Genomic DNA, 25,133 nt, shown 5'->3' on the forward strand with positions numbered 1-25,133 from the left:
CCCCTGGGCGTCAGCCCGAAAGGCGTGCCGCCGCCTTGCGCTGCCGCTCGGTCATGACCGACAGGAAGCGGATCACCGTCTCCAACTCCTCCGTGCTGAACGCCTCGCATCCCTCGACGACGTCGCGCGCCCAGTCCTCGAAGAACACGGCGAGTTCCCCGATCTTGTCCCGGTTCAGCTCCACGAGCACCCGGCGCTTGTCGGTGGGGTGCTTGACCCGGCGGGCGAAGCCCTTGGTCTCCAGGCGGTCGATGAGACCGGTGACGGAGGCGGGGGCCAGGCCGGTCAGCCGGGCGAGGTCCTTGGCGGTGAGCGGACCGTGCCGCTCCAGGAGGTCGAGGGTCTTTTCCTCCGTGGCGTTCAGCCCCTGCTTCGCGGCGATCGCCGAGTGGAACATCACGGTGACCCCGCTGTGCTCCCGGCCCACGGTCATCAGCCGCTCCAGCGTCTCGGCCCGCCGCTTGTCGTCCGCTGTCTCTTCGCTGGTCATGGATCCAGGCTAACAAATATTTCGTTCAACCGAACTAAGGACTTGCGGTCACGCCTGGGTCGATGCAAGTCTTTCGTTAGGTCGAACGAAATAAATCGAGGCCGAGCAACGGCCCCTGCCCACCAGGGAGTCATCATGTCCACGACCCTCACCACACCCCCGCCCACCGCGGCGGAGCCGTACCCCCGTCGCTGGGCGGCCGCCGTCGTGATGATGATCGCGGCGCTGATGGACCTGCTGGACGTGACGATCGTCAACGTGGCGATCCCGTCCATCGGCCGTGACCTGCACGCCTCGGCGAGCGACCTGCAGTGGCTGGTCTCCGCCTACCTGCTGGGCTTCGCGGCCACGCTGATCGTCTCCGGTCACCTCGGGGACCGCTTCGGACGCCGGGGACTGTTCCTTGCCGGCACCGCGGGCTTCGGGCTGGCGAGCCTGGGCTGCGGGATCGCCGGCTCACCGGGGCAGCTCATCGCCGCCCGGGCCGTGCAGGGCGTGCTGGCCGCGGTGCTGATGCCGCAGGTGCTGGGCTCTTTCCGCACGTTGTTCCGGGGCAAGGATCGGGGAGCGGCCTTCGGGATGTACGGCGCCGTCGCCGGGTTCGCCTCCGCGATCGGCCTGCTGCTCGGCGGGCTGCTGACCGACGCCGACCTGTTCGGCTGGGGCTGGCGGTCGGTGTTCCTCGTCAACGTGCCCGTCGCCGTCGGGACCTTCGTGGCCGGGCTGCTGCTGGTGCCGTCGACGAAGGAGCGGTCCGCCGGGCGTCCCGACGTGCTCGGCAGCCTGGTGCTGGCCGCCGGGCTGGTGGCGGTCGTGCTGCCGCTGGTGCAGGGCCGGCAGAACGGCTGGCCGCTGTGGGGCTGGACCTGCCTCGCCGCCGGGGTGCTGGCGATCGCCGGGCTCGGGGTGTACGAGGCGCGGCGCCGTACGCCCGGCACGGTGCCGCTGCTGCCGGCGCGGGCGTTCCGGCTGCCGGCGTTCTCGGTGGGCGTCCTGGTGCAGCTGCTGTTCTCCGTCGGCATGCAGGGCTTCTTCCTGGTCTTCGCTCTCTGGCTGCAGGCGGGCGAGGGCTACTCGCCCGCGCAGGCCGGTGTGCTGACGGTGGCGTTCTCGGCCGGGAGCTTCCTGACCGCGCCCGCCGCCGACGGTCTCGCCGTGAAGTACGGCCGCCTCGTGCTCGGCGCCGGGGCGCTGATGATGGCCGGCGGCTTCTGCTGGATCTGGGCGGCGGTCACCGACTCCTCCGCCGCTCACACGGGGGCGTGGCCGCTGGTGCCGGGGCTGGTGATCGCCGGGGCCGGGCTGGGCTTCCTGGTGGTGCCGCTGGTCAATGTGGTGCTGTCCGCGGTGCCCGGTGAGTTGGCGGGCGGGGCGTCGGGGATCTTCTCCACGGCCCAGCAGTTCGGCGGCGCGCTGGGTGCGGCGGTGATCGGCACGGTGTTCTTCGGCCACACCTCCCACGGTCTGACCCACGCCCTGACCACGGCGATGCCCTGGGTGACGGCGGGGTTCGTGATCTGCGCCGGCCTGTGCGGGGCGCTGCCGCGGCGGGCGGTGGCCGAGCACGAGTGAGGGCAGGGCCGTGGGTGACCCTGGGTGCGGGGCTCTGAGGGGTCCCGCACTGCCCCCGAGGGGGCTCCGCCCTCCTGGACCCCCGCTCCTCTCCTCGAACTGCCCCAAGCTGCTTCGAGCAGGGGGTACCCCCAGAGGGGCTGCATTTCCTGCGCCCGGTGACCGTTGCCCTACGTGTCGCACTCCAGCACCGTCCGGCAGAGCCCGCACCGCGCCCGCACCCGGCCCCGCACCTCCACCCTGATCCGCTGGTGACAGGTCGGGCAGGGAAACGACACCCGGAGCGGACCACGGACGGCCGGCGTGAAGGAGTAGGGCACGCCCGGCTGGGCGAGAGGTGCGTGGTCCTGGGCGTGCCGTCGGTCGCGGGCGTAGCGGCGGCGGCCCGCCCAGCCGGCCGCCGTCAGCGGCTGCTGCTGCTCGTCCCGGCGGGCCTGGGCCATGCCCTTGACGTACGCCTCGTACGCCTGTGGGCTGGTGAACCACGTCGAGGGGTCCTCGCCGAACACCAGCGCACGCTTGGCCAGGACGTAGCCGAACTCCTCCGGGGTCAGGTAGCCGAGCTTCTGCGAGGACGCCCCGTCCTCCCGGAATGCGTCCAGCAGGAGCCAGCCCGCGCCCAGGTACGTCGCCGCGGTGTCCGTGAGGATCTCGTTGTCGCGGGTGCCGGGGAGGGAGAGACCCAGGCGGTGCAGATAGACGTGCATCACCTCATGGGCGAGGGCCGCGCCGATGTCCCGCCGATGGGTGCGGAAGCGGTCGTTCAGCTCGACGAAGTACTCGGGGCCCGCCGCCAGTTCGACGTTCGCCGCGTGCGTCATCTCGCGGAAGCTGACGATCAGACGGGCTTCCGGCAGCCGGTAGTGGCGCACCAGTTCACGGGCCACGCGCTGCGCGCCCAGATGCAGGTCGTCGGTGTCGCAGAAGGCCACGTCGGCGGGGGCCACACTGGTCGCGAACGTCTGGACGGTGTCGTACGACAGCCGCTTGTAGAGCGCGGTGATCGCGGAGCGCACCGTCTCCAGATGTGGGTAGCCGTGCTCGACCGGTCCGTCGTTCGCCACGCCCGTACCCCCAAAGACGCCCTGAACTCCCTACCACTCTATGCGGACGTGAGCGGATTTTCGCTGGCCCAGTTCCCGGTCGGGGCGTGAGATCCGTCGTTGTCATGCGCACGGCCCGATCTTCATACTCCGACCGCCCAACCCCCCACGAAAGGACGTAGGTTGAGCCGCGGAGCCCGGATGAAGCCCTCTGTCCCCGGTCGGAAGAGCCGCGGCGGCTACTGCAGTCGCCCTCGCGGTCGCAAGCCTCCAGCCCGCCGGTGCCCAGGCCGCTCCCGCGCCCGTCGTGGGAGGAACGCCCGCCGCGCAGAACGAGTTCCCGTTCATCGTCCACCTCTCCATGGGCTGCGGCGGGGCCCTGTACCAGAAGGACGTCGTCCTGACCGCGGCGACCGCACTGCGTCCACGGCTCCGGCAGCACCAGCGGGATCACCGTGACCGCCGGCGTCACCGACCTCGGCTCCTCCGCCGCGATCAAGGTGAAGTCGACCAAGGTCAAGCAGGCCCCCGGCTATCACCACAAAGGCAGGGACTGGGCGCTGATCAAGCTCGCCCGGCCGCTCGACCTGCCCACACTCGAGATCGCCACCAGCTCCCGCTACAACCGCGGCATGTTCACCGTAGCCGGCTGGGGCAGCACCGAGAGCGCCCACACCGGTACGACGAAACTGCGCAAGGCCGTCCTCCCTCACGTCAGCGACAGCGTGTGCAAGCGGCACTACGGCAACCGGCTGGTCCCCAAGGACGAGATCTGCGCCGGGTACCGGCGCGGCGGCGTCGACACCTGCTCCGGCGACTCCGGCGGCCCCATGCTCCGCAAGGACGACTCCGGCGCCTGGACCGAGGTCGGCATCGTCAGCTGGGGCGCGGCTGCGCCCGCCCCGGCGTGCCCGGCATCTACACCCAGGTCGACACCTTCGCGAGCGACATAGCTCGCGCGGCGGCCGCCCTCTAGCTGCAGTGACCCGCTGGCTGTAGTGGCCCGCCAGCGGTATTTGACCCGCCAGCGGTATTTGACCCGCCAGCTGTATTGACCCGCGGCGCCGTCCCCGGGCAAGTGGCGCCCCCACCTCGCTCACCGCCGACGTACACCACCGCGAGATCCCACGGGCCCGCGCACCTCCAGCGGGAACAGCTGCCGCGGCCCGGGGACGGTCACCTCGTGGCGCAGCAGGCCCCGGGTCCCCGCCCAGCTCCTCGAAGGCGGCCGCGCCCAGCAGGCCGCGCCATCCCCGACGCCTGGAGCAACGGGATACTCGGTTCCGACCGTCCACCCATGATCGAACGCCCGCACACCCCGTAGGGTTGACGCCCATGACCACCAGCAGCACCGGTACCGGTGACGTCGACCCCGCCGTCCGCAAGGAGCTCGCGCGGCTGCGCGACAGCATCGACAACATCGACGCGGCCGTCGTCCACATGCTCGCCGAGCGGTTCAAGTGCACCCAACAGGTCGGCCACCTCAAGGCCGCCCACCAGCTGCCGCCCGCCGACCCGGCCCGCGAGGCCCGTCAGATCGAGCGGCTGCGCGCCCTCGCCGAGGACGCCAAGCTGGACCCGGGGTTCGCTGAGAAGTTCCTGAATTTCATTATCGCCGAGGTGATCCGCCACCACGAGCGCATCGCCGAGGACGCCGGCAACGGCGCGGCACCGGCGACGACCTGACCTCGGCCGATCCGCACCGGGCGGGTCACCGGGGCGGGGGCGGGGCATGCTGCGCCGTGCACCGCCCGTCAGCCGACGAGCGCTTTCCGTCAGACGGCGGACACTTTCCGTCAGCCGGCGGGCGCATCGGTTAGCGCCTCGGTGCTGCGCACCAAGGTCCGCCACCTCTACGACGCCCACCGACACCACCAGGCGCTCGTGGAGGAGGTGTGCGCAATGCGCGCTCGGGTGGACGACCACGCCGAACCCGCCGGGCACCCGCCCTGCCCGCCCTGCCCGCCCTGCCCCACCCCGGCGCACGGGTGCCCCTGCAGCGCGACGCCCACCGGGCGGCGCCCGCGCAGGACCGCACCCAGCCCGCGCCACCGAAACCCCCTCGTGCCCTGTCAGTGGCATCAGGCAGCATGGCGTTCATGTCCGTACTCACGCGCGACGAAGCGCAGACCCGTGCCCAGCTCCTCGACGTCCACCGCTACACGATCGAACTCGATCTGACCGCCGGGGACGAGACCTTCGACTCCCTGACCGTCATCCGGTTCACCGTGCGCGCCGGCCAGGACGTCACGGACACGTTCGTCGAGCTCAAGCCCGCCGAGCTGCGCTCCGCCACCCTCGACGGACAGCCCCTCGACCCGGAGAGCCTGGACGAGAACCGCCTGCCCCTGAAGGGCCTCACCCCCGGCGAGCACGAGCTGCGCATCGACGCCTCCATGCGCTACTCCCGCACCGGCGAGGGCATGCACCGCTTCACCGACCCCACCGACGGCGAGACCTACGTCTACACACAGCTGTTCATGGACGACGTGCAGCGCGTCTTCGCCGCCTTCGACCAGCCCGACCTCAAGGCCGTCTTCGACCTGTCCGTCAAGGCCCCCGAGGGCTGGACCGTCCTCGCCAACGGCATCACCGACCACCTCGGCAACGGCCGCTGGCAGGCCGCGCCCACCCCGCGGATCTCCACCTACCTCGTCGCCGTCGCCGCCGGCCCCTGGCACACCGTGCGCACCGAGCACCGCGGCCTGCCCTTCGGCATCCACTGCCGCCGCTCGCTCGCCCCCCACCTCGACGCGGACGCCGACGAGATCCTCGACGTCACGCGCGCGTGCTTCGACCGCTACCACGAGAAGTTCGAGGAGCCCTACCCCTTCGACTCCTACGACCAGGCTTTCGTCCCCGAGTTCAACGCCGGCGCCATGGAGAACCCGGGCCTGGTCACCTTCCGCGACGAGTTCGTCTACCGCTCCGCCGTCACCGACACCGAGCGGCAGACCCGCGCCATGGTCATCGCCCACGAGATGGCCCACATGTGGTTCGGCGACCTCGTCACCCTCAAGTGGTGGGACGACATCTGGCTGAACGAGTCCTTCGCCGAGTACATGGGCTACCAGACCCTCACCGAGGCGACCCGCTTCACCGACACGTGGACCGACTTCGGCGTCGCCCGCAAGGCCTGGGGCTACGACGCCGACCAGCGCCCGTCCACCCACCCCGTCGCGCCCGAGGCCGTCGACGACACCGCCTCCGCCCTGCTCAACTTCGACGGCATCTCCTACGCCAAGGGCGCCTCCGCCCTGCGCCAGCTGGTGACCTGGCTCGGCGAGAAGGACTTCCTCGCCGGCATCAACACCCACTTCGCACGCCACAAGTTCGCCAACGCCACCCTGTCCGACTTCATCGACTCCCTCGCCGCCGCCACCGACCGCGACGTGCACGCCTGGGCCGACGCCTGGCTGCGCACCACCGGCGTCGACACCCTCACCCCGCGCCTCACCCCCGGCGGCAACGGCGCCTGCACCCTCACCGTCGAACGCGACGGCAGCCGCCCGCACCGCATCGCCGTCGGCCTGTACGACCAGGACCTCGCCGACGAGGGACACCTCGTCCTGCGCGAACGCCTCGACCTGGACGTACCGCAGACCGACGGCCTGCCCATCGGCAAGCGCCCCGCGCTGCTCCTGCTCAACGACGGCGACCTCACCTACGCCAAGGTCCGCTTCGACCCCGCGTCCTTCCAGACCCTCCGCGCAGGGCTGTCCGGCCTGCCCGAGCCGCTCACCCGCGCGGTCGTGTGGAACGCCCTGCGCGACGCCGTCCGCGACGGCGAACTGCCCGCCTCCGCCTACCTGGAGACCGCCCGCGCCCACCTGCCGCGCGAGACCGACCTCGCCGTCGTCGAGGGCGTCCTCGCCTTCGCCCGCGCCCACGTCACCGACCGCTACCTGAAGCCCGAGGAGCGGCCCGCCGCCCTCGCCACCCTCGCCGCCCTGTGCCGCGACCTGATCCGCCGCACCGAGGACGGCGACAACCCCGGCCTGCGCCTGATCGCCGTACGCCACTTCATCGACGTCGCCGTCCACCCCGACACCATCGCCGCGTGGCTCGCCGACGGCACCGTGCCCGGCGGCCCCGAACTCGACCCCGAGCTGCGCTGGCGCGTCCTGTCCCGCCTCGCCGTCCTCGGCGCCACCGACGAGGCCGCCATCGCCGCCGAGCTGGAGCGCGACCCGAGCGCCACCGGCCAGGAGGGCGCCGCCCGCTGCCGCGCCGCCCTGCCCGACGAGGAGGCCAAGCGCCGCGCCTGGGAGGCGATGTTCGCCACGGACGACCTCTCCAACTACCTGTTCACCGCCACCGCCCAGGGCTTCTGGCAGCCCGAACAGGCCGACCTGGTCCGGCCGTACGTGCAGCGCTACTACCCGGACGCGGTCGCCGTCGCCGCCCGCCGCGGGCCCGCCATCGCCGATGCCGCCGGCCGCTGGGCCTTCCCCGCCCACGCCGTCGACGCCGAGAACCTGCGCCTCGGCGAGGCCTGCCTGCGCGACGCCAACCCGATCCCCGCCCTGCGCCGCAAGCTCGTCGACCAACTCGACGACCTGGCACGGGCGCTGCGGGTGAGGCAGGCGTAGGGGGGCGGGACGTAGGGCACGGCTGGTCCCTGACGACGATGCGGTAGGCCGATCGTTCTTCCTGGGCTCGAGCGGCCAAGGACGATCAGCCCCAGCTCCGGGAGGCAACCCGTGATCGTCGTGACCGGCGCGACCGGCAACGTCGGCCGTGCCCTCGTCGACCGCCTCGTCGCCGCAGGGCGGCCCGTGCGGGCGCGGACCCGCGACCCGCGGCGGGCCGCCCTGCCTGAGCAGGCCGAGCTGGTGCGGTTCCATCCCGACGACCCGGCCGCCTCGTTTCAAGGGGCGACCGAGCTGTTCCTGAACATCCAGGCCATCGACCACGCGGACGACTTCCGGAGCCGAGCCGGCACACCAGCGGTACCGCGGGTGGTCCTCAGCGGTGCGGGCCGAACCGCAACTCCGCCCGCCGCACCGCCCCTTCACGCGGCCCCGCCCGCCGGTTGCCGACCTCGGTGCCCACCGCCGACGGCTCCTCCACGGCGAAACCGAGCCGCTGCAGGAAGCGTTCCCCGGCTCCCAGCCGGGCGGGACGGTCGCCGTCACCCGCGTCACGCCCTCCGCACGCGCCAGCAGCGCCTCAGCCACCGCCCGCCCCACACCGCGACCTGGCGCCTCGGGCGCCAGCAGGAACATCCCCACCTCCACGGCACCCGGCTCCGGATGGTCCCGCACGGCGTCCACCAGACCCACCACGGCCCCGTCGTCCCGTTCCACGACCAGGAGCACCTTGTCCTCCGGGCTCGCCCCCTCCGGCAGCGAATGGAACAGGCTCTGCACATCACCCGGCGCCGACGGCAGCCCCGTCGCCGCCACGAACCAGTCCTCACCCGCCTCGAACAGGGCCAGCAGCGCAGCCTCGTCCTCAGGAGCGGGCTCCCGGACCCTCACCCGTGCACCGGGCACGTCGATCATCCACGCATCCACCATCCGTCCGAAGCTGTCCCCGCTTCGCGCGTGCCCCAACACGTTTTCCCCGCACGGCAGTACCCCCTTTCGGGTTCCGATCGTTGAGCTTTCCGGGCGCGTCGGACCCCCCTGCGTACACAGTGGAAGTCCCTGCCCCGCGCCCCGGAGGACAGCCGATGAGTACTCCGCCCCTCGCCTCGGGTCCCGAAGGCCCCGGCGCCCTGCGGCCCCTGCTCGACACGGTGCTCGACGCCCTGGACAGCGGCCGGCGCGCACGCGGGGGACCACTGCCCGCGGGCGGACCCGACGCGGTCGCCGCCCGGATGCGGGACGCGGTGGGCGACGTCCTGCCCGACCAGGGCGATCCGGACGCCCTGCGCAAACTCGTCCACGCCCTCGCCGAAGGCGCCGCCGACCCCGCCGACCCGCTGTGCGCCGCCCACCTGCACTGCCCGCCCCTCGCCGTCGCCACCGCCGCCGACCTCGCCGCAAGCGCCCTCAACCCCTCCCTCGACTCCTGGGACCAGGCCCCCGCCGCCTCCGAACTCGAAGCCCTCGTCACCCGCGAACTCGCCCTCGAGACAGGCCTGGCCGACTCCGTCGTCACCACCGGCGGCACCGAGTCCAACCAGCTCGCCCTGCTCCTCGCCCGCGAGGCCCACCGCGGCGGTGTCCGCCTCGTCTGCGGCACCAACGCCCACCACTCACTGCCCCGCGCCGCCTGGCTGCTCGGCCTGCCCGAACCCGTGATCGTCCCCGCCCCCGCCGGCACCATCGACCTCGCCGCCCTCCACGAGGCCCTCACCGACATCTCCGGTCCGCGCGGCTCCCTCGTCGTGGCCGCCACCGCCGGCACCACCGACGCCGGCCTCATCGACCCGCTCCCCGAGATCGCCGGACTGTGCGCCGCCCACGGCGCCCGCCTCCACATCGACGCCGCCCACGGCGGAGGCCTGCTGTTCAGCGACCGGCACCGCGACAAGCTCACCGGCCTCGAAGCCGCCCACACCGTCACCCTCGACCTGCACAAACTCGGCTGGCAGCCGGTCGCCGCCGGCCTCCTCGCCGTCCGTCACCCCCGCGACCTCGCCGTCCTGCACCAGCGCGCCGACTACCTCAACGCCGACGACGACACCGAAGCAGGCCTTCCCGACCTCCTCGGACGCTCCCTGCGCACCACCCGCCGCCCCGACATCCTCAAGATCGCCGTCACCCTCAAGACCCTCGGCCGCTCCGGCCTCGGCGCCCTCGTCGACCAGGTCTGCGCCGTGGCCCGCGAGTTCGCCGACCTCATCCGCCACCACCCCGGCTTCGAGCTCTACGACCGGCCCACCATCAGCACGGTCCTCTTCCGGCCCGCGGGCGCCCCCGACGCCGCCGTCGCCGCCGTACGCCGCAAACTCCTCACCGAAGGCTGCGCCGTCCTCGGCCGCGCCCGCCTCGACGACCGGCTCTGGCTCAAGGCCACCCTCCTCAACCCCGACACCCGGCCCGACGACCTGGCCGCCCTCCTGAAACTGGTGGAAGGAAGCACCCCCCGATGAGCCCGACCCCCCACCCCCCACGCCAGGCACCCGGAGCACCCCGCGACCTGGTCGGCATCGGCATCGGACCGTTCAACCTCTCCCTCGCCGCCCTCGCCCACCCGCTCACCGAACTCGACACCGTCTTCTACGAACAGCGCCCCGGCTTCGACTGGCACCCCGGCCTGCTCATCGACGGCGCGACCATCCAGGTCCCCTTCCTCGCCGACCTGGTCACCCTCGCCGACCCCGCCAGTGACTGGACCTTCCTCAACTACCTCAAGGCCCGCGACCGGCTCTTCCCCTTCTACTTCGCCGAACGCTTCCACATCCAGCGTGCCGAGTACGACGCCTACTGCCGCTGGGTGTCCGAGAACCTCCCCGCACTGCACTTCGGACACCAGGTCGACGCCGTCCGCTGGAACCCCGAACGCGACGTATTCGAAGTCGACTTCACCCAGCTCGACGCCGACGGCGAAGCCGAAGCCCGCGGCTGCACCTGCACGAAGAACATCGTCCTCGGCGTCGGCACCGAACCCTACGTCCCCGACCCGCTCAGACCCCTCCTCGAGGCCCCCGGCGCCCCCGTCGTCCACGCCGCCCGCTACCTCGACCACCGCGACGCCTTCCTGGCCGCCGACCACATCACCGTCGTCGGCTCCGGACAGTCCGGCGCCGAGGTCTTCCTCGACCTGCTCCGCCACCGCCCCGCCGGCCGGGAGAAGATCCACTGGATCGGCCGCACCGAAGCCTTCGCCCCCATGGAGTACTCAAAACTCGGCCTGGAGCACTTCACCCCCGACTACACCCGCTACTTCCACGCCCTCGCCGAACCCGTCCGCGACCAGCTCGTCACCTCCCAGTGGCAACTCCACAAGGGCATCGACGCCGACACCATCGCTGCCATCCGCGACGAGCTCTACCGCCGCACCCTGCACGGCGGCTGGCCCGACGCCGTCCTCACCCCCGGCGTCCACGTCCGTACCGCCGGACGCGTCGCCACCACCAGGGTCGAACTCCACCTCGAACACGTCCAGCAGGGCACCCGCACCCGTCTCACCACCGACGCCGTCGTCCTCGCCACCGGCTACCGCGAACGCCCCCTCACCCGCCTCCTCGCCGGCCTCGACCCCTACCTGCGTCGCGACAACAGCGAACGCCCCCGCATCGACGAACAGTTCCGCCTCGTCCTCGACCCGTCCGTCACCACCACCGGCTGCCACGTCTACGTCCAGAACGCCGAACTCCACACCCACGGCGTCGGCGCCCCCGACCTCGGCCTCGCCGCCTGGCGCAGCGCCACCATCCTCAACTCCCTCACCGGCAAGGAGCCCTACCCGCTGCCCACCCGCACGGCCTTCACCACCTTCGGACTCGAGCCACAGCCCAACCGGCAGGTGAAGACACTCACCCCACTCGTCGACCTGCGGTGAGAGCACCGCGAACCAGGTCGACGACGCCGAGGCGAAGAAACCCTCGCCGACGCCGTCGACCCGTCACCGCTGACCCCTAGAACACCGGCGTGCCGTTCCGCGTCAGCCTCCAGTCCACCGACGCGAAGTTCTTCGGGTCCAGCACACCCTTCGCGGTCACCCACTCCGCGATCCGGGTACGGATCTCCGTCGACTCCGACCACAGCTCCTTGGCCGAGGCGACATACGGGAAGGCACCGCCGCCGTTGGCACGGTAGTTGTTCACCGCCAGCACGAACTGCTGCGCGTCGTCCAGCGCCGCACCGTTGTACGTCAGGTTCCTGATCCGCGAACCGGCCGGCTGGGCGATGTCGATGTCGTACGCCAGGCCCGACACGTAGTCGTAGTTGTAGTCCGGGCGGCCGTTCGCGTTCGTCAGCTTCTCCACGTCGACCGCCGCGTCGGCCGCCGTCTGCACGAAGTACTCCGCCGAGTACTCCAGGTACGCCCGGATCTGCGCGCCCGTCATCAGCTTGGCGACCAGCGTGTTGTCGTACACGTACAGGCTCGACAGGTCCCGGATCGTCACATCGCCGGCCGGGATCTGTGAAGTCCGGGAGAACGGGGAGGCCTGCGCGATCACCGGCAGCGAGGCGTACTCGGTGCCCGCCAGCGCGGCCTTCACCACGTCCTCCTGCACCTTGGTGATCAGGTCGATGATCGGGGCGTCCTTGTAGCGGGCCTCGACCGTCGTCAGGGTCTGGGTCGCGGTGCCGACGACCTGGTTGACGTACTTCACGACCTGCGCATGCTCGTCCGTCAGCAGCCTGGTGATCCTCGGGTCGTCCGCGACGGTGTTCGAGTTGCGCAGCGAGGCGGAGACCGACTCGACCTCCCACCGGCCCTTGGCGAACACCAGCTCGATGTCGAAGAGGGTGAGCCGCTCGGCGTAGCACAGCGGCTCCGACAGCACGACCGTCTTGCCGGTGTGCTCGTTGGTGACCTTCAGCTCCGGGATCTCCAGGTGCGCGTGACCCACCAGGATCGCGTCGATGCCCGGCACCTGCCTGGCGACGTTCGCGGCCGCGTCCTCCACGTACGGCAGCTGGTCACCGTACGACGAGGTACCGGAGGTACCCGAGTGCGCCGACACCACGACCACGTCCGCACCCATCGAGCGCAGCTTCGGCACCCACTTCGCGGCCTGCTCCTCCAGACCTGGGAAGGTCAGCTTCCCCTGAACGTACGCCTTGTCCCAGATCGCGATCCCCGGGTTGGTCAGACCGAGGACGGCGACCTTCACCGGCGGGGCGCCCGGCACGTGGAACTTCTTGATGAAGTACGGCGGGAAGGCCGGCTTCAACGTCTTCGCGTCCAGCGCGTTCGCGCCCAGCAGCGGGAAGTGGCACTGCGCCTCGAACCTCCGCAGCGTCTCGATGCCGTAGTTGAACTCGTGGTTGCCCAGCGCCGCCGCGTCGTACCCGATCGCGTTCATCGCCTGCGCCATCGGATGCACCGGACCACCCTTGGCGGTGATCGGGTCCACCTTCGCGTAGTAGTACGTCAGCGGGGTGCCCTGGATCGTGTCGCCCGCGTCCAGCAGCAGCGTGTTGCACCGGCCCTTCTCCTCGCGGACCTGGTTCACCAGCGTCGAGATCCGCGCCAGGCCCTGAGCGTTGCCCGCCTTGTCGGAGTACTCCGCGTCCTTGAAGTAGTCCCAGTTGAAGACGCGCCCGTGCAGGTCGGTCGTGCCCATGACGGTCAGGGAGTACCGCTTGGCCGGCTTCGCGGGCTTCTTCGCCTCCGCGGCCTGCGCCGCCGGAGCCGCCGCCGCGCCGGCCAGTGCGACCCCCGCCCCGGTCACGGCGGACTTCCTCAGGAACTTCCGGCGGTTCAACGGCATGTCTGGTTCCCCTCGCGAAAAGGTCAATGACGCGCGTAGATTCTGACCTGGTCATGACGAGCCGCAACAGACCCCGCAGGTTTCGATCTGGTGACCAGCAGGAGCGGAAAACCGGTCACCGGTGACAGAGTGGGACGTATGACCTCACCCGCCTCGGAGGAACCCCGGCCCGCCGTCCCCTACGGCACCCCCGACGCCCCCCGCATCGCCGTCCGCGGCGAAGCCCACCTCGAAATCGACCCCGAAATCGCCCGCATCGGCATCACCGTCAGCGCCCGCGGCAAGGACCGCCGCTCCGCCCTCGACGACCTCACCCGACGCAATGCGGCCGTCCTCGACCTCGTGAAGTCCTACGGCTCATCAGTGGAGCGCCTGGAAACCGGCCACTTCTCCATCACCCCCGAACTGACCCAGCGCGGCCGCGGCGAACGCGTCCGCAGCTACCACGGCCAGGTGCACGTGACCGCCGAACTCTCCGACTTCACAGCACTCGGCGAACTGACCACACGCCTCGCCGACTTGGAGCTGACCCGGGTCGACGGCCCCTGGTGGGCCCTCCGCCCCGACTCACCCGTCCACAGGGACGCGCGGCAGCAAGCAGTACGCGAGGCCGTCCAGCGCGCACGGGAGTACGCCGAAGCGCTCGGCACCACGCTCGCGGCACTCGTGGAGCTCGCCGACACAGGCGCCGAGAACGCCGAGCCCTACCAGCGGACCGCCGGCCGCATGCGGCCCATGGCCGCCTACGGGACGGAAGCCGAGGACACGGCAGCCCCCCTCGACCTCGAACCCCAGAAGCAACACGTCTACGCACAGGTCAACGCGCGCTTCACCATGACACCACCTCGCCTGTAAATGCCCCGACCGACAATGCGCCGGCCGAGAAATGCATGCGGACACCTCTAATGCTCATCGGAGCACGCCGCCGCACAATTCAACAGTTGTCAATCGTCCTTTACCCAAAGGTTGTTGAGTAGTCACGCAGCACCAATTCTCTACCGACCGGTAAGGCCTAGGCTCACTTCATGCGCCGAGCAAAGATCGTCTGTACTCTGGGGCCCGCCACCGACTCGTACGACCAGATCAAGGCACTGGTCGAGGCCGGAATGGACGTCGCCCGATTCAACCTCAGCCACGGCAGCTACGCCGAACACGAGGAGCGCTACCAGCGCGTACGCAAAGCAGCCGACGAGACCGGCCGCAGCGTAGGAATCCTCGCCGACCTTCAAGGTCCGAAGATCCGTCTCGGCCGCTTCCGCGAAGGACCCGTACTCCTTGAACGCGGCGACACCTTCACCATCACCGTCGAAGAGGGCATCGAAGGCGACCGCCAGACCTGCGGAACCACCCACACCGGCCTCGCCGATGACGTCACCCCCGGCGAACGCATCCTCGTCGACGACGGGAAAGTCTGCCTGGACGTCACCGCCGTGGACGGCCCCCGCGTCCACACCACGGTCGTCGAAGGCGGCATGGTCTCCGACCACAAGGGCCTGAACCTGCCCGGCGTCGCGGTGTCGGTCCCCGCCCTCTCCAAGAAGGACGAGGAAGACCTGCGCTGGGCGCTGCGCACCGGCTTCGACGTCATCGCGCTCTCGTTCGTCCGCAGCGGCCGCGACATCAAGGACGTCCACCGCATCATGGACGACGACGGCCGCCGCCTCCCCGTCATCGCCAAGATCGAGAAACCCCAGGCCGTCGACGCGATCAACGACATCGTCGCCGCCTTCGACGGCATCATGGTCGCGCGCGGCGACCTGGGCGTGGAAATGCCGCTCGAACAGGTGCCCATCGTCCAGAAGCGCGCCATCAAACTCGCCAAGCGCAACGCCAAGCCGGTGATCGTCGCCACCCAAATGCTCGACTCCATGATCGACAACTCCCGCCCGACCAGGGCGGAGGCGAGCGACGTGGCCAACGCGGTGATCGACGGCACGGACGCGGTGATGCTGTCGGGCGAGACCAGCGTCGGCAAGTACCCCGTCGAGACTGTCCGGACAATGTCCCGCATCGTCGAGGCGGCGGAGGAGGACATCCTCGCCAAGGGCCTGCCCCCACTCACCGAAAGCAACAAACCCCGCACCCAGGGCGGCGCGGTCGCCAGGGCCGCGGCGGAAATGGGCGACTTCCTCGGCGCGAAGTTCCTGGTCGCCTTCACCCAGTCGGGCGACACCGCCCGCCGCCTCTCCCGCTACCGCTCCCCGATCCCCCTCCTCGCCTTCACCCCCGAGCCGGCGACGCGCTCCCAGCTCAGCATGACGTGGGGCGTGGAGACGTTCCTGGGCCCGCACGTGGACTCGACCGACGCGATGGTCGACCAGGTCGACGAGCTCCTGCTGAAGTACGGCCGCTGCGAGCGGGGCGACACCGTGGTGATCACGGCGGGCTCCCCTCCCGGGGTGCCCGGCTCGACCAACATGGTGCGGGTGCACCACATCGGTGAGGACGATACGCCCAAGTAGGACGCGGTTCGGTTCGGGTAGGGCCCCTCGGTGGCGAGGGGGCCCTTTCAACGCTTGGGGCCTACGTGGGTGTCCAGCAGGGCTACGGAGGATTTGCGGGCAACGGAAATGGTCACGGCGGTACGGCTCTGGTTGAGCGGCTTCCACTCGATGCCGACCTTGTCGAGGGTGTCCGTGAAGAGCCGGACGATGTCGGTCGAGGTGTTGGTGAAGAAGTACCGGGGGTATTCGTAGCGCTTGCGCTCACCGCCGACGAGGCGAGTCGTCCAGTTGGTGATACGGCAGCCGTCCGAGTGGATGAGGCCGCGGATGAAATCCCAGGGGTGAGCATCGACGATTTCCTGCTGCCAGGGCTCCAGGACGATGAGGCGCTCGTGCTTCTTGCCGGGGCCGTGCTGGGGGAACAGACAGTGCAGGTGTTTGGAGTAGACCTTCACGTTGCGGCAGCCGGTCTTGCGGACATGGCACACGGAGTTGTCGGGGAAGACGCGCATAGCCTGCTCACACTCGTCGATGAGGCCGGGCCACGATTCCGTACACGTGATCATGAGGTTGGGCACGCGGTGCTCGAAGTAGTGGCTGATGTGGCCATCGCCGAGATAGAGACCCAGCAAATAGCTGTACGCGGGCTCGTCGAGCTTCCGCCCGTCGCATCGGGGGCACTTCGGGCCGTGCCTGCCGGGACACTCCCCGCGTTTCGCCCGGTCCATGTGCTTCCAGTAGCCGACTGTCCCCCAGCGGCACGTTGAGTTCCCGGGCCACGTCGGCGTTCTTCGTGCCGTCGCGTAGCAGGGTGAGGGCCTTCTGTCGCACGTCAGTGCCATGGAAGTTCATGCGGCCACTCTGCGTCACTGATCGCGACGATGCGCACAAAAAGCGGATGTTCACGAGAATGTGGACATCCGCTTGCCGATAGTGACCTTGGAATCAAAGGAAAAGTGCCCCGGGTGGGACTCGAACCCACACTGTATGGTGTTTGAGACCATTGTCTGCTGCCAATTGGACTACCGGGGCCCAACGAATCGAAGGTTTACCCCGACCCGTTGCCCGTCCACCATACCGCAGCTGGGTAGGCTCTTGGGAGCAGTACTTGCCTGCCCCGGAACAAGGAGCGCCCCCGTGACCGCCGAGTCGCCCCAGCCCGCAGACGTGTCCGACGACGACAAGTCGCACGTGCCTCCGCTGACGACCCGTGTCGTCATCGCCGAGGACGAGGCGTTGATCCGGCTGGACCTCAAAGAGATGCTGGAGGAGGAGGGGTACACGGTCGTCGGTGAGGCCGGTGACGGTGAGCAGGCCGTGGAGCTGGCCCGTGAGCACAAGCCGGACCTGGTCATTCTCGACGTGAAGATGCCGAAGCTCGACGGCATCTCGGCGGCGGAGAAGATCGCCGAGGAGCGAATTGCCCCGGTGCTGATGCTGACCGCCTTCTCGCAGCGCGACCTCGTGGAACGGGCCCGGGATGCCGGTGCGATGGCGTATCTGGTGAAGCCGTTCAGCAAGAGCGACGTCGTTCCGGCGATCGAGATGGCCGTCTCGCGCTTCACGGAGCTGAAGGAACTGGAGAAGGAGGTCGCGGACCTCACTCAGCGGCTGAAGACCCGGAAGCTTGTTGACCGGGCCAAGTCGATCCTGCAGACGGAGTACGGGCTGACCGAGCCGGCCGCGTTCCGCTGGATCCAGAAGACGTCGATGGACCGCCGCATGTCCATGCAGCAGGTCGCGGAGGCGGTCATTCAGGACAGCGAGGAGAAGAAGGCTGCGAAGGGCCCGAAGGCTGACAAGGGCTGAGCACCACCGCGCGTATGCCACGTATGACGAGGCCCGCGTCCCCTCCATGAGCGGCGCGGGCCTCGTCGTGTCCGTATCCGAGATGAGGGACCTAGTCCTCGCCCAGGTACGCCTTCCGTACCGACTCGTCGTGCAGCAGGTCCTGCCCGGTCCCGGAGAGGACGATGTTGCCGACCTCCATGACATGTCCCTGGTCGGCGAGGGAGAGCGCCGCCTGGGCGTTCTGTTCGACGAGCAGGATGGTGGTGCCCTGGGACTTGAGCTCGGCGATGGTCGACATGATCTTCTGCATCATGATCGGGGAGAGGCCCATCGAGGGTTCGTCGAGCATGAGCAGCTTGGGCTGGGACATCAGGGCCCGGCCCATGGCGAGCATCTGCTGCTCGCCGCCCGAGAGGGTGCCGGCGGCCTGCTTCCTGCGTTCTCCGAGGATGGGGAAGAGGTCGTAGGCGCGCTGGATGTCTTTTTCGATGCCCGCCTTGTCCTTGCGGAGGAATGCGCCGAGCTGGAGGTTCTCGGCGATGGTGAGGCGGGGGAAGATGTGCCGGCCCTCGGGGGAGTGGGCGAGTCCGAGGGAGACGATCTTGTGGGCGGCGACGCCGTTGAGCGGCTTGCCGTCGAAGGTGATCTTGCCGGCGGTGGGCTTCAGCAGGCCCGAGAGGGTGCGCAGGGTTGTGGTCTTGCCGGCGCCGTTGGTGCCGATGAGGGTGACGACCTGGCCTGCTTCGACGCTGAAGGAGATGCCTTTGACGGCTTCGATCTTGCCGTAGGCGACCCTGAGGTCCTCGACCTCGAGCAGTGCGGTCACTGGGCTTCTCCCTTGGTGCTGGTGGTGCTCTCCGCGTCTGCGGGTGCTGCTGCGGCCCTGGTTTCGGCGGTCCCGGTTTCGGCCGTTTCGGTTTCGGCGGTCCCGGATTCGGCCGTTTCGGGTTCGGCCGTTTCGGGTTCGGCGTTGCCGTTCTCCGCGGCGGCGACCTCTGCGGCCGCGATCTCTGCGGCTTCGGCCTCGCCGGGGTCGCCTTCGAAGGGCTCTCCGAGGTAGGCGGCGATGACGCGTTCGTCGGCCTGGACGACGTCGGAGGTGCCTTCGATGAGTTTTTCGCCTTGGACGAGGACGGCGACGCGGTCGCAGAGGTTGAAGATGAACCGCATGTCGTGCTCGATCACGAGGACGGAGATGCCCTTGTCGCGGATGGCGAAGACCAGTTCTTCGGTGGTCCGGGTCTCCTGGGGGTTCATGCCGGCCGTGGGTTCGTCCAGCAGGAGCAGGCCGGGTTCGCTGGCCAGCGCTCGCGCGATTTCGAGCTTGCGCTGTTCGCCGTAGGGAAGGTTTCTCGCCAGGTGGTCCCGCTTGTGGGCGAGGCCGATGAACTCCAGGAGTTCCATGGCCCGTTCCTCGCTGGCTTTCTCGGCCTTCTTGAAGCCGGGGCCGCGCAGCAGGGCGGACCAGAGGCCTTCCTTGGTGCGGGTGTGGCGGCCGACGAGGACGTTCTCGAGGACCGTCATGTTGGCGAAGAGCCGGATGTTCTGGAAGGTGCGGGCGATGCCGGCCTTCGTCACCAGGTGCGGTTTCGGCGGCAGGACCTGGCCCTTGTACGAGACTGTGCCCTCGGTCGGGACGTACAGTCCCGTCAGGCAGTTGAAGAAGGTGGTCTTGCCGGCGCCGTTGGGGCCGATGAGGCCGACGATCTCGCCGCTGTTGACCGTGAAGTCGACGGAGCGGACGGCGGTGAGGCCGCCGAAGCGCATGGTGACGTCGCGGGCTTCGAGTACGGGTGTGGTCATGGTTCTTTACGCCCCCGCCTTGGTGACGGCCGGTTCGTCGGTCAGCGTCGTCTGTTCTGGTACATCGAGTTGGCCGGTCTCGTGGAATTCGAGTTGGCGGCGGCGGTTGGCGATGATGCCCTCGGGGCGGAAGCGCATCAGGAGGATGAGCGCGATGCCGAAGGCGAGGAGCGACTTGTCCTGGAGGAAGACGAGCTTCTCGGGCAGGAGGTAGAGCAGGGCGGCGCCGAGGAGCGGGCCGGCGACGGTGCCCATGCCGCCGAGGACGACGGCGGCGAGGAGGAACGCCGAGTTGGGCGGTGCGGCGCCGGCGAACTGGTACGGGTTGGGCACGACGCTGTAGGTGACGTGGGCGCTGACGGTGCCGGCGAGGCCGGCCAGCGTGGCGCCGAGGGCGAAGGCGATGAGCTTGACGCGGAAGCCGTTGATGCCCATGGCGGTGGCGGCGGTCTCGTCCTCGCGGATGGCGATCCAGGAGCGGCCGATCCGGGAGTCGGCGGCGCGGGTGTAGACCATGACGACGATGGCCATGACGAGGACCATCAGGAGGTAGTAGTTGGCGAAGCGGCCGATGGTGAAGCCGCCGAGGTCGTGCGGCTCCCCGAAGTTGAATCCGAAGAAGTTCAGGTCGGGGATGGACGGGATGCCGTTGGGGCCGTTGGTGATGTCGGGGCCGGAGACGCCGTCCATGTTGTTGACGGCGATACGGAAGATCTCTCCGAAGCCGAGGGTGACGATGGCGAGGTAGTCGCCGCGCAGTCGCAGGGTCGGGGCGCCGATGAGGACGCCGAAGACGAGCGAGGCGGCGGCGCCGGTGAGAGCGGCGGCCCAGAAGGGGAATTGGACGCCGGAGAACTTGGAGAACTCGGAGCCGGAGACCAGGGCGGCGGTGTAGGCGCCGACGCCGAGGAAGGCGACGTAGCCGAGGTCGAGGAGGCCGGCGAGGCCGACGACGATGTTCAGGCCCAGGGCGACGGTGCCGAAGATGAGGATGTTGACGCCGATGTTGGCGTAGTGGTCGTCGGTCTGGGTGAAGGGGAAGAGGATGGCCGCGACGAAGCCCATGGCGAGCGTGAAGCTGCGGTTGGCGGCGACGAGGCGGGAGAACCGGTCGAGGAGGCCGGCGGTGTGCAGGGCCCAGACGGCGAAGATGACGACGATGAGGTAGCCGATGAAGAGCTCGCCGTACTCGGTGTCGATGCCGTAGGTGAAGACGCCGAGGCCGATGAGGGTGACGGCGGTGATGACGAGTCGCTGGACCCAGCCCGGCGCGGTGTGCGGGGCGGGGATGTTCTCGGGCTTGGCGATGTACGCCTTGAGGGTTTCCTTGGTCTTGCCGGCGCTCTCCTCGGGGAGGGCGAGGGCGCCGATGACGGGCACGACGGAGGCGACGGCGGCGACCCAGCCGCCCGGCTCGAGGTTGGCGAGGCCGCCGAGTTCGGCGCTGATCGAGATGATCGTGTACCAGGTGACCCCGAAGCCGCCGAGGGCGGTGAGGAAGAGCGGGGCGTTGTTGCGAGCGGGCAGGAGCCAGCCGAGGCCGCGGATGCCGTAGGAGGCGAGGGTGAGGAGGGCGGTGAGGACACCGGCGGTGAAGGTGAGCCACTGCAGGCCGCCGGGGTAGCCGGTGACCGTGAGGTCGCCAGGGAACTTGGATGTCCAGGTCCAGGCGAGGAAGGTGGACGCCGCGGTGGCTGTGCCGCCGGCGAGGAGGAGGGCGCGGGCCGCTGCCAGGGGGAGCGGAAGCAGGCCGCGCGGCGCGGGCGCGGGGACGGCGTTGGCGGGTGGGGTGGCGGGGGTCTTGGTCGTCTCGGTCATGTGATCACGCCCTGTCCGCGACGCGCTCGCCGAGCAGGCCCTGGGGCCTGAAGAGGAGCACGAGGATGAGGAGACAGAAGGCCCAGACGTTGGCCCAGCTCTGGCCGCCGAGCTGCTGCATGCCGGGGATCTCGTCGATGTAGGCGGAGGCGAGGGTCTCGGCGATGCCGAGGACGATGCCGCCGAGCATGGCGCCGTAGATGTTGCCGATGCCGCCGAGGACGGCCGCGGTGAACGCCTTGAGGCCCATCAGGAAGCCCATGCGGTAGTCGATGTTTCCGTACTTGAGGCCGTACGACAGGGCTGCGACGGCGGCGAAGAATCCGCCGATGGCGAAGGCGATGACGATGATGCGGTTGGTGTCGATGCCCATGAGCTGCGCGGTGTCGGGGTCCTGCGCGGTGGCCTGCATGGCGCGGCCGGTGCGGCTCTTGCGGACGAACCAGGCGAGAGTGGACATGCAGACGACGGCGGCGACGATCAGGAAGATGTCGGCGTCCTTGATGGTGACGGAGCCGATGTCGTGGGTGGTGTCGAGGCTCGGGAAGGAGCGGGCCTTGTCGGCGCCGGGGTAGAAGTTGCGGACGACCTCCTGGAGGGCCAGGGAGAGGCCGATGGCCGTGATGAGGGGGGCCAGCCGCGGCGCTTGCCGCAGTGGCCGGTAGGCGAATCGTTCCGCTCCTACCGCTACGAGGACGGCGACGATCCCGCCGCCGACCAGCATCAGGGGCACCGCCGCCCACATCGTGGTGCCGTCGGGGAGGATGTAGAAGTAGACCGTGAGCGCGCCGAACGCGCCGGTCATGAAGATCTCGCCGTGTGCGAAGTTGATGAGCTGGACGATGCCGTACACCATCGTGTAGCCGATGGCGATCAGCCCGTACATCGAGCCTAGGAGCAGCCCGTTGGCCAGCTGCTGCGGCAGGGTGTTCACCGCGTGGCCTCCATGTCGCTGGTGGTCGTGTGCACTGGTGTGCGGAATGGGGTGTGGAAACGGGCCACGCGGTCGGGGTCCTCCTTCCGCGCGGCCCGTGCTGCGGTGTGCTGGTGGCTGGGGATCAGCCGTTGAAGGTGCCGGTCTTCACAGCCTTCCACTTGCCGTTTTCGACCTGGTAGACCGTCAGCTGCTTGTTCTGGGTGTCGCCGTACTGGTCGAAGGAGACCTTGCCGGTGATGCCCTGGAAGTTGGACTTCTGGACCTCGTCGACGACCTTGCTCCGCAGGTCCGTCTTGATGTCGCCGGGGAGCTTGCCGCCGTTGGCGTCCTTGACGGCCTTCACGGCCTTGATGATGGCGGTGGCGGCGTCGTAGGCGTATGCGCCGTAGGCCGCGTAGTCGCCCTTGTAGCCCTTGGACTTGTACGTCTGGATGAACTGCTTGGCCGCGGGCAGGGTGTCCGCGGGGACGCCGACGGAGGTGGCGAGGTCGCCCTCGGAGGCCTTGCCGGCGGTCTCGATGTAGGTGGAGGCGAACATGCCGTCGCCGCCGAACAGCGGGATCTTGACGCCGGCGTCCTTGAGCTGCTTGGTGATCAGCGCGGACTCGTCGTACTGGCCGCCGTAGTAGAGGATGTCGGCGCCCGAGTTCTTGATCTTGGTGACGAGGGAGCCGAAGTCCTTGTCGCCGGTGTTCACGTGGTCGGTGCCGGCCACCTTGCCACCGAGCTTGGTGAAGGAGGAGTTGAAGATCTTCGCCAGGCCGGCGCCGTAGGTCTGCTTGTCGTCAACGACGAAGGCCTTCTTCTTCTTGAGGCCGTTGTAGGCGTAGTCGGCCGCGAAGCCGCCCTGCAGGGCGTCGGTGGTGGCGGTGCGGAAGTACGACTTGTACGGCCGCGTCTTGGTGGTCTGCCAGTTCTTGCCCTGGGTCAGCTCGGGGTTGGTGTTCGACGGGGAGATCTCGACCATGTTGGCCGAGTTGAACACCTGCTGCATCGACTGGGCGACGCCCGAGTTCAGCGGGCCGACGGCGCCGACGACGGTGCTGTCGCCGACGAGGGCCGTGGCGTTGGACTGGCCGGTGGCGGGCTGCGCCTTGTCGTCCAGGGCCTTGACCTTGAATTTGACACCGGGCACCCAGTTGTTCTTGTTGGCGTCGTCCACGGCGATCTGGACGCCGTACTGGATGCCGAGACCGGTGGTGGAGTTCTCGCCGGACAGCGGGGCGTCGACACCGATCGTCAGCGTGGTGCCGGACCCGCTGTCGCCGCTCTTGTTGTCGCGGGAGCCGCAGGCGGTGAGAGTCAGAGCTCCGGTGGTGAGAACGGAGGTAAGTATCACCAAAGAACGCTGTCGCACAATCAGTCCTTTCAGCAGGCACGTCGGCCCCTGTGGGGGGACGGCAGGTGCTGCGCTGGTACCGAACTCCCGATGGAGCGGTGACTGGCCGTGACTCTAAGCCCGGTCTGTGGGCATGGGCATCGCCACGAGCTCGCTTGTGACTTTCTTGTTATGACGTGCTGGTTGGGAAGCCTCGACGCCGGGGACTCTCGGTCGGTTTGGCGGAATTTCCCCTCAGTCCACATTTTGAGAACTCGCACTTCCGCTTGGCCGTGGGCCCGGCCGGGCGGAAGCCCCGTCGCAGGCGCCGTGAAGGAGCGCGGAAAGGTCCCGGGAGTACGCGCTGCCGAAGATGAAACTGTGGTGCTGTATTGCGCGCGTGTTACGCAGCGTTACGTCGAGAAAGGGCAGGTCCGCATTCAGGGGCAGTCCCAAACAGTCGGATACGGTTATTTCCACGGTGATCTTGCGAGTTGTCCCCGTACGTACGGTGAAGACCGGATCGGGGGTGGCACGGGCGGTGAGCCCGGAGAAGGCGGCGCCGGTGACGTTCTGGGTGACCGGCGGACCGCTGTCGACAAAGACCGCGAAGCGGAAGGCGCCGCTGGTGGCACGGGAGCCGAGGGGCTGGGCGAGCCCGACGTACCGCCATGCAGTGACGTTCCAGGGCCAGGGGGCGGGCGCGGGCGGCTGGTGGCGGTCGGTTGTCAGGGCCTGCGGCAGGAGGACGGCGCCGGCGGCGGCGAGGGCGGCGGTCCCGGCGAGAACGGTCCGCCGCGTGCGGGACGACAGTGCGTACCAGCGATCACTCAGGCGCGGGCGTCTACGCCGATGATCTCGTAACTTCCTGCGCCTGCAGAGGAGTTGACGGGTTCTACAGGACCGGTCTCACTCATGGCCGCAGCCTCATGGGGAAACGGTAGGGGGAGGGGGCAGGGGCGGGGAAGGCGGCGGTGAGTCCTGTGCAGCCGCGGGCAGTTCCGGCGGCCGGGCGCCGGTCGTCGCAGCGGCACCCCGCAGGCGCTGCCCCCTCGGCGTCAGCCGGCGGTGCCGACCTGTCCTGCGTCCCGGGGCGTCACGTCACGCAGCATGCAGGTCAACCGTGCACTGCACACCCGCCGCCCCTCCTCGTCACTGATCACAATCTCGTACGTGGCCGTGGACCGCCCCCGGTGTACGGGCGTGGCAACCCCCGTCACCAGCCCGGAGCGCACCCCCCGATGATGCGTGCAGTTCAGGTCTACGCCCACCGCGAGCTTCGAGATCCCCCCGTGCAGCATGGACCCCACGGACCCCAGCGTCTCGGCCAGCACGGCGGAAGCGCCCCCGTGCAGCAACCCGTAGGGCTGGGTGTTCCCCTCCACCGGCATCGTGCCGACGACCCGCTCCGCCGACGCCTCAAGAATCTGCACGCCCATCCGCGTCCCGAGATGCCCTGCGGAGAAGAGAGCCTGCAGGTCCACGCCGAGCGCGGCGTACTCGTCGATGACCTCTTGCGGGAACTTCACGTGCTGCTGCTCGCCCATCGGGTCCTGCTCCGTTCGTCGTGATCAGTCG

Annotated in this window: 17 protein-coding genes, 1 tRNA gene and 4 pseudogenes; 10 read left to right on the forward strand and 12 right to left on the reverse strand. The window is 69.5% G+C overall.

The window, feature by feature from the left end; all coding sequences use genetic code 11:
* Positions 1 to 10: 10 nt before the first annotated feature.
* Entirely contained in the window at positions 11 to 490 is a 480-nt protein-coding gene (locus tag ABZV31_RS03395; protein ID WP_355887393.1) for a MarR family transcriptional regulator, read from the reverse strand.
* 135 nt (positions 491 to 625) lie between these two features.
* On the opposite strand from ABZV31_RS03395, the gene ABZV31_RS03400 reads away from it, so the two are divergent.
* Positions 626 to 2,062 carry an MFS transporter gene (locus ABZV31_RS03400; protein WP_355887396.1) on the forward strand — a complete coding sequence of 479 codons (1,437 nt, stop codon included), beginning with the start codon at positions 626 to 628 and terminating at the stop codon, positions 2,060 to 2,062.
* 170 nt (positions 2,063 to 2,232) lie between these two features.
* Here the strand turns inward: ABZV31_RS03400 and ABZV31_RS03405 are convergent, their stop codons facing one another.
* On the reverse strand, positions 2,233 to 3,126 hold the full coding sequence (locus ABZV31_RS03405) for a hypothetical protein (protein ID WP_355887399.1): 894 nt from the start codon (positions 3,124 to 3,126) through the stop codon (positions 2,233 to 2,235).
* A gap of 190 nt (positions 3,127 to 3,316) precedes the next feature.
* On the opposite strand from ABZV31_RS03405, the pseudogene ABZV31_RS03410 reads away from it, so the two are divergent.
* From ABZV31_RS03410 to ABZV31_RS03425, 4 genes and pseudogenes are all read left to right on the forward strand, one after another.
* Positions 3,317 to 4,081 (forward strand): annotated as a pseudogene (locus ABZV31_RS03410) (serine protease).
* Between the two features lie 359 nt (positions 4,082 to 4,440).
* Positions 4,441 to 4,791 (forward strand): chorismate mutase, encoded by a 351-nt coding sequence (locus tag ABZV31_RS03415; protein ID WP_355887401.1) that lies wholly within the window; start codon positions 4,441 to 4,443, stop codon positions 4,789 to 4,791.
* Positions 4,792 to 5,204: 413 nt separating this feature from the next.
* Positions 5,205 to 7,697, forward strand: coding sequence for an aminopeptidase N (pepN, locus tag ABZV31_RS03420; RefSeq protein WP_355887404.1), 2,493 nt, complete (start codon positions 5,205 to 5,207; stop codon positions 7,695 to 7,697).
* A 111-nt stretch (positions 7,698 to 7,808) separates the two neighbouring features.
* Positions 7,809 to 8,012 (forward strand): annotated as a pseudogene (locus ABZV31_RS03425) (NAD(P)H-binding protein); the annotation flags it as partial.
* Positions 8,013 to 8,240: 228 nt separating this feature from the next.
* Here the strand turns inward: ABZV31_RS03425 and ABZV31_RS03430 are convergent.
* Positions 8,241 to 8,627 (reverse strand): annotated as a pseudogene (locus ABZV31_RS03430) (GNAT family N-acetyltransferase); the annotation flags it as partial.
* A 155-nt stretch (positions 8,628 to 8,782) separates the two neighbouring features.
* Between ABZV31_RS03430 and ABZV31_RS03435 the strand changes: the two are divergent.
* Both ABZV31_RS03435 and ABZV31_RS03440 read left to right on the forward strand, forming a co-directional pair.
* Positions 8,783 to 10,150, forward strand: a complete 1,368-nt coding sequence (locus tag ABZV31_RS03435; protein WP_355887406.1) for an aminotransferase class V-fold PLP-dependent enzyme — start codon at positions 8,783 to 8,785, stop codon at positions 10,148 to 10,150.
* On the forward strand, positions 10,147 to 11,562 hold the full coding sequence (locus ABZV31_RS03440) for a SidA/IucD/PvdA family monooxygenase (protein ID WP_355887409.1): 1,416 nt from the start codon (positions 10,147 to 10,149) through the stop codon (positions 11,560 to 11,562). The genes ABZV31_RS03435 and ABZV31_RS03440 overlap by 4 nt, the downstream gene beginning before the upstream one ends.
* A 76-nt stretch (positions 11,563 to 11,638) precedes the next feature.
* On the opposite strand, the gene ABZV31_RS03445 is transcribed toward ABZV31_RS03440, so the two are convergent.
* A complete protein-coding gene (locus ABZV31_RS03445) occupies positions 11,639 to 13,444 on the reverse strand; it encodes a 5'-nucleotidase C-terminal domain-containing protein (RefSeq protein WP_355887412.1) in 1,806 nt (601 codons plus the stop codon).
* Between the two features lie 138 nt (positions 13,445 to 13,582).
* Between ABZV31_RS03445 and ABZV31_RS03450 the strand changes: the two genes are divergently transcribed.
* Together ABZV31_RS03450 and pyk are read left to right on the forward strand one after the other, a co-directional pair.
* Positions 13,583 to 14,299, forward strand: a complete 717-nt coding sequence (locus tag ABZV31_RS03450) for an SIMPL domain-containing protein (RefSeq protein ID WP_355887415.1) — start codon at positions 13,583 to 13,585, stop codon at positions 14,297 to 14,299.
* A gap of 170 nt (positions 14,300 to 14,469) precedes the next feature.
* Positions 14,470 to 15,906 carry a pyruvate kinase gene (gene pyk / locus ABZV31_RS03455; RefSeq protein WP_355887418.1) on the forward strand — a complete coding sequence of 479 codons (1,437 nt, stop codon included), beginning with the start codon at positions 14,470 to 14,472 and terminating at the stop codon, positions 15,904 to 15,906.
* Between the two features lie 47 nt (positions 15,907 to 15,953).
* Here the strand turns inward: pyk and ABZV31_RS03460 are convergent.
* Positions 15,954 to 16,740 (reverse strand): annotated as a pseudogene (locus ABZV31_RS03460) (helix-turn-helix domain-containing protein).
* A 105-nt stretch (positions 16,741 to 16,845) separates the two neighbouring features.
* Positions 16,846 to 16,920, reverse strand: a tRNA-Leu gene (locus tag ABZV31_RS03465).
* A 105-nt stretch (positions 16,921 to 17,025) separates the two neighbouring features.
* Between ABZV31_RS03465 and ABZV31_RS03470 the strand changes: the two genes are divergently transcribed.
* Complete coding sequence (locus ABZV31_RS03470; protein WP_355887421.1) at positions 17,026 to 17,697, forward strand: response regulator; 672 nt, start codon at positions 17,026 to 17,028, stop codon at positions 17,695 to 17,697.
* A gap of 91 nt (positions 17,698 to 17,788) precedes the next feature.
* Here the strand turns inward: ABZV31_RS03470 and ABZV31_RS03475 are convergent, their stop codons facing one another.
* The 6 genes from ABZV31_RS03475 to ABZV31_RS03500 form a co-directional block, all read right to left on the reverse strand.
* Positions 17,789 to 18,505 carry an ABC transporter ATP-binding protein gene (locus tag ABZV31_RS03475; RefSeq protein WP_355887424.1) on the reverse strand — a complete coding sequence of 239 codons (717 nt, stop codon included), beginning with the start codon at positions 18,503 to 18,505 and terminating at the stop codon, positions 17,789 to 17,791.
* On the reverse strand, positions 18,502 to 19,482 hold the full coding sequence (locus tag ABZV31_RS03480; RefSeq protein ID WP_355887426.1) for an ABC transporter ATP-binding protein: 981 nt from the start codon (positions 19,480 to 19,482) through the stop codon (positions 18,502 to 18,504). The genes ABZV31_RS03475 and ABZV31_RS03480 overlap by 4 nt, the downstream gene beginning before the upstream one ends.
* A gap of 6 nt (positions 19,483 to 19,488) precedes the next feature.
* Complete coding sequence (locus tag ABZV31_RS03485; RefSeq protein ID WP_355887429.1) at positions 19,489 to 21,300, reverse strand: branched-chain amino acid ABC transporter permease; 1,812 nt, start codon at positions 21,298 to 21,300, stop codon at positions 19,489 to 19,491.
* Positions 21,301 to 21,304: 4 nt separating this feature from the next.
* Entirely contained in the window at positions 21,305 to 22,234 is a 930-nt protein-coding gene (locus tag ABZV31_RS03490) for a branched-chain amino acid ABC transporter permease (protein ID WP_355887431.1), read from the reverse strand.
* A 124-nt stretch (positions 22,235 to 22,358) separates the two neighbouring features.
* Positions 22,359 to 23,579 (reverse strand): branched-chain amino acid ABC transporter substrate-binding protein, encoded by a 1,221-nt coding sequence (locus ABZV31_RS03495; protein WP_355887601.1) that lies wholly within the window; start codon positions 23,577 to 23,579, stop codon positions 22,359 to 22,361.
* A gap of 1,034 nt (positions 23,580 to 24,613) precedes the next feature.
* Positions 24,614 to 25,102: a hotdog fold thioesterase gene (locus ABZV31_RS03500; protein WP_355887434.1), complete on the reverse strand. Its 489-nt coding sequence runs from the start codon at positions 25,100 to 25,102 to the stop codon at positions 24,614 to 24,616.
* Positions 25,103 to 25,133: the final 31 nt, after the last annotated feature.

Origin of the sequence: Streptomyces sp. NPDC005202 (assembly GCF_040608235.1) — a bacterium.
Classification (GTDB): domain Bacteria; phylum Actinomycetota; class Actinomycetes; order Streptomycetales; family Streptomycetaceae; genus Streptomyces.

Excerpts from the sequence above, each read along its gene's own strand:
- ABZV31_RS03395 (WP_355887393.1), bottom strand. The coding sequence starts at position 490 with ATGACCAGCGAAGAGACAGCGGACGACAAGCGGCGGGCCGAGACGCTG.
- ABZV31_RS03400 (WP_355887396.1), top strand. The coding sequence starts at position 626 with ATGTCCACGACCCTCACCACACCCCCGCCCACCGCGGCGGAGCCGTAC.
- ABZV31_RS03415 (WP_355887401.1), top strand. The coding sequence starts at position 4,441 with ATGACCACCAGCAGCACCGGTACCGGTGACGTCGACCCCGCCGTCCGC.
- pepN (WP_355887404.1), top strand. The coding sequence starts at position 5,205 with ATGTCCGTACTCACGCGCGACGAAGCGCAGACCCGTGCCCAGCTCCTC.
- ABZV31_RS03435 (WP_355887406.1), top strand. The coding sequence starts at position 8,783 with ATGAGTACTCCGCCCCTCGCCTCGGGTCCCGAAGGCCCCGGCGCCCTG.
- ABZV31_RS03440 (WP_355887409.1), top strand. The coding sequence starts at position 10,147 with ATGAGCCCGACCCCCCACCCCCCACGCCAGGCACCCGGAGCACCCCGC.
- ABZV31_RS03445 (WP_355887412.1), bottom strand. The coding sequence starts at position 13,444 with ATGCCGTTGAACCGCCGGAAGTTCCTGAGGAAGTCCGCCGTGACCGGG.
- ABZV31_RS03450 (WP_355887415.1), top strand. The coding sequence starts at position 13,583 with ATGACCTCACCCGCCTCGGAGGAACCCCGGCCCGCCGTCCCCTACGGC.
- pyk (WP_355887418.1), top strand. The coding sequence starts at position 14,470 with ATGCGCCGAGCAAAGATCGTCTGTACTCTGGGGCCCGCCACCGACTCG.
- ABZV31_RS03480 (WP_355887426.1), bottom strand. The coding sequence starts at position 19,482 with ATGACCACACCCGTACTCGAAGCCCGCGACGTCACCATGCGCTTCGGC.
- ABZV31_RS03485 (WP_355887429.1), bottom strand. The coding sequence starts at position 21,300 with ATGACCGAGACGACCAAGACCCCCGCCACCCCACCCGCCAACGCCGTC.
- ABZV31_RS03500 (WP_355887434.1), bottom strand. The coding sequence starts at position 25,102 with ATGGGCGAGCAGCAGCACGTGAAGTTCCCGCAAGAGGTCATCGACGAG.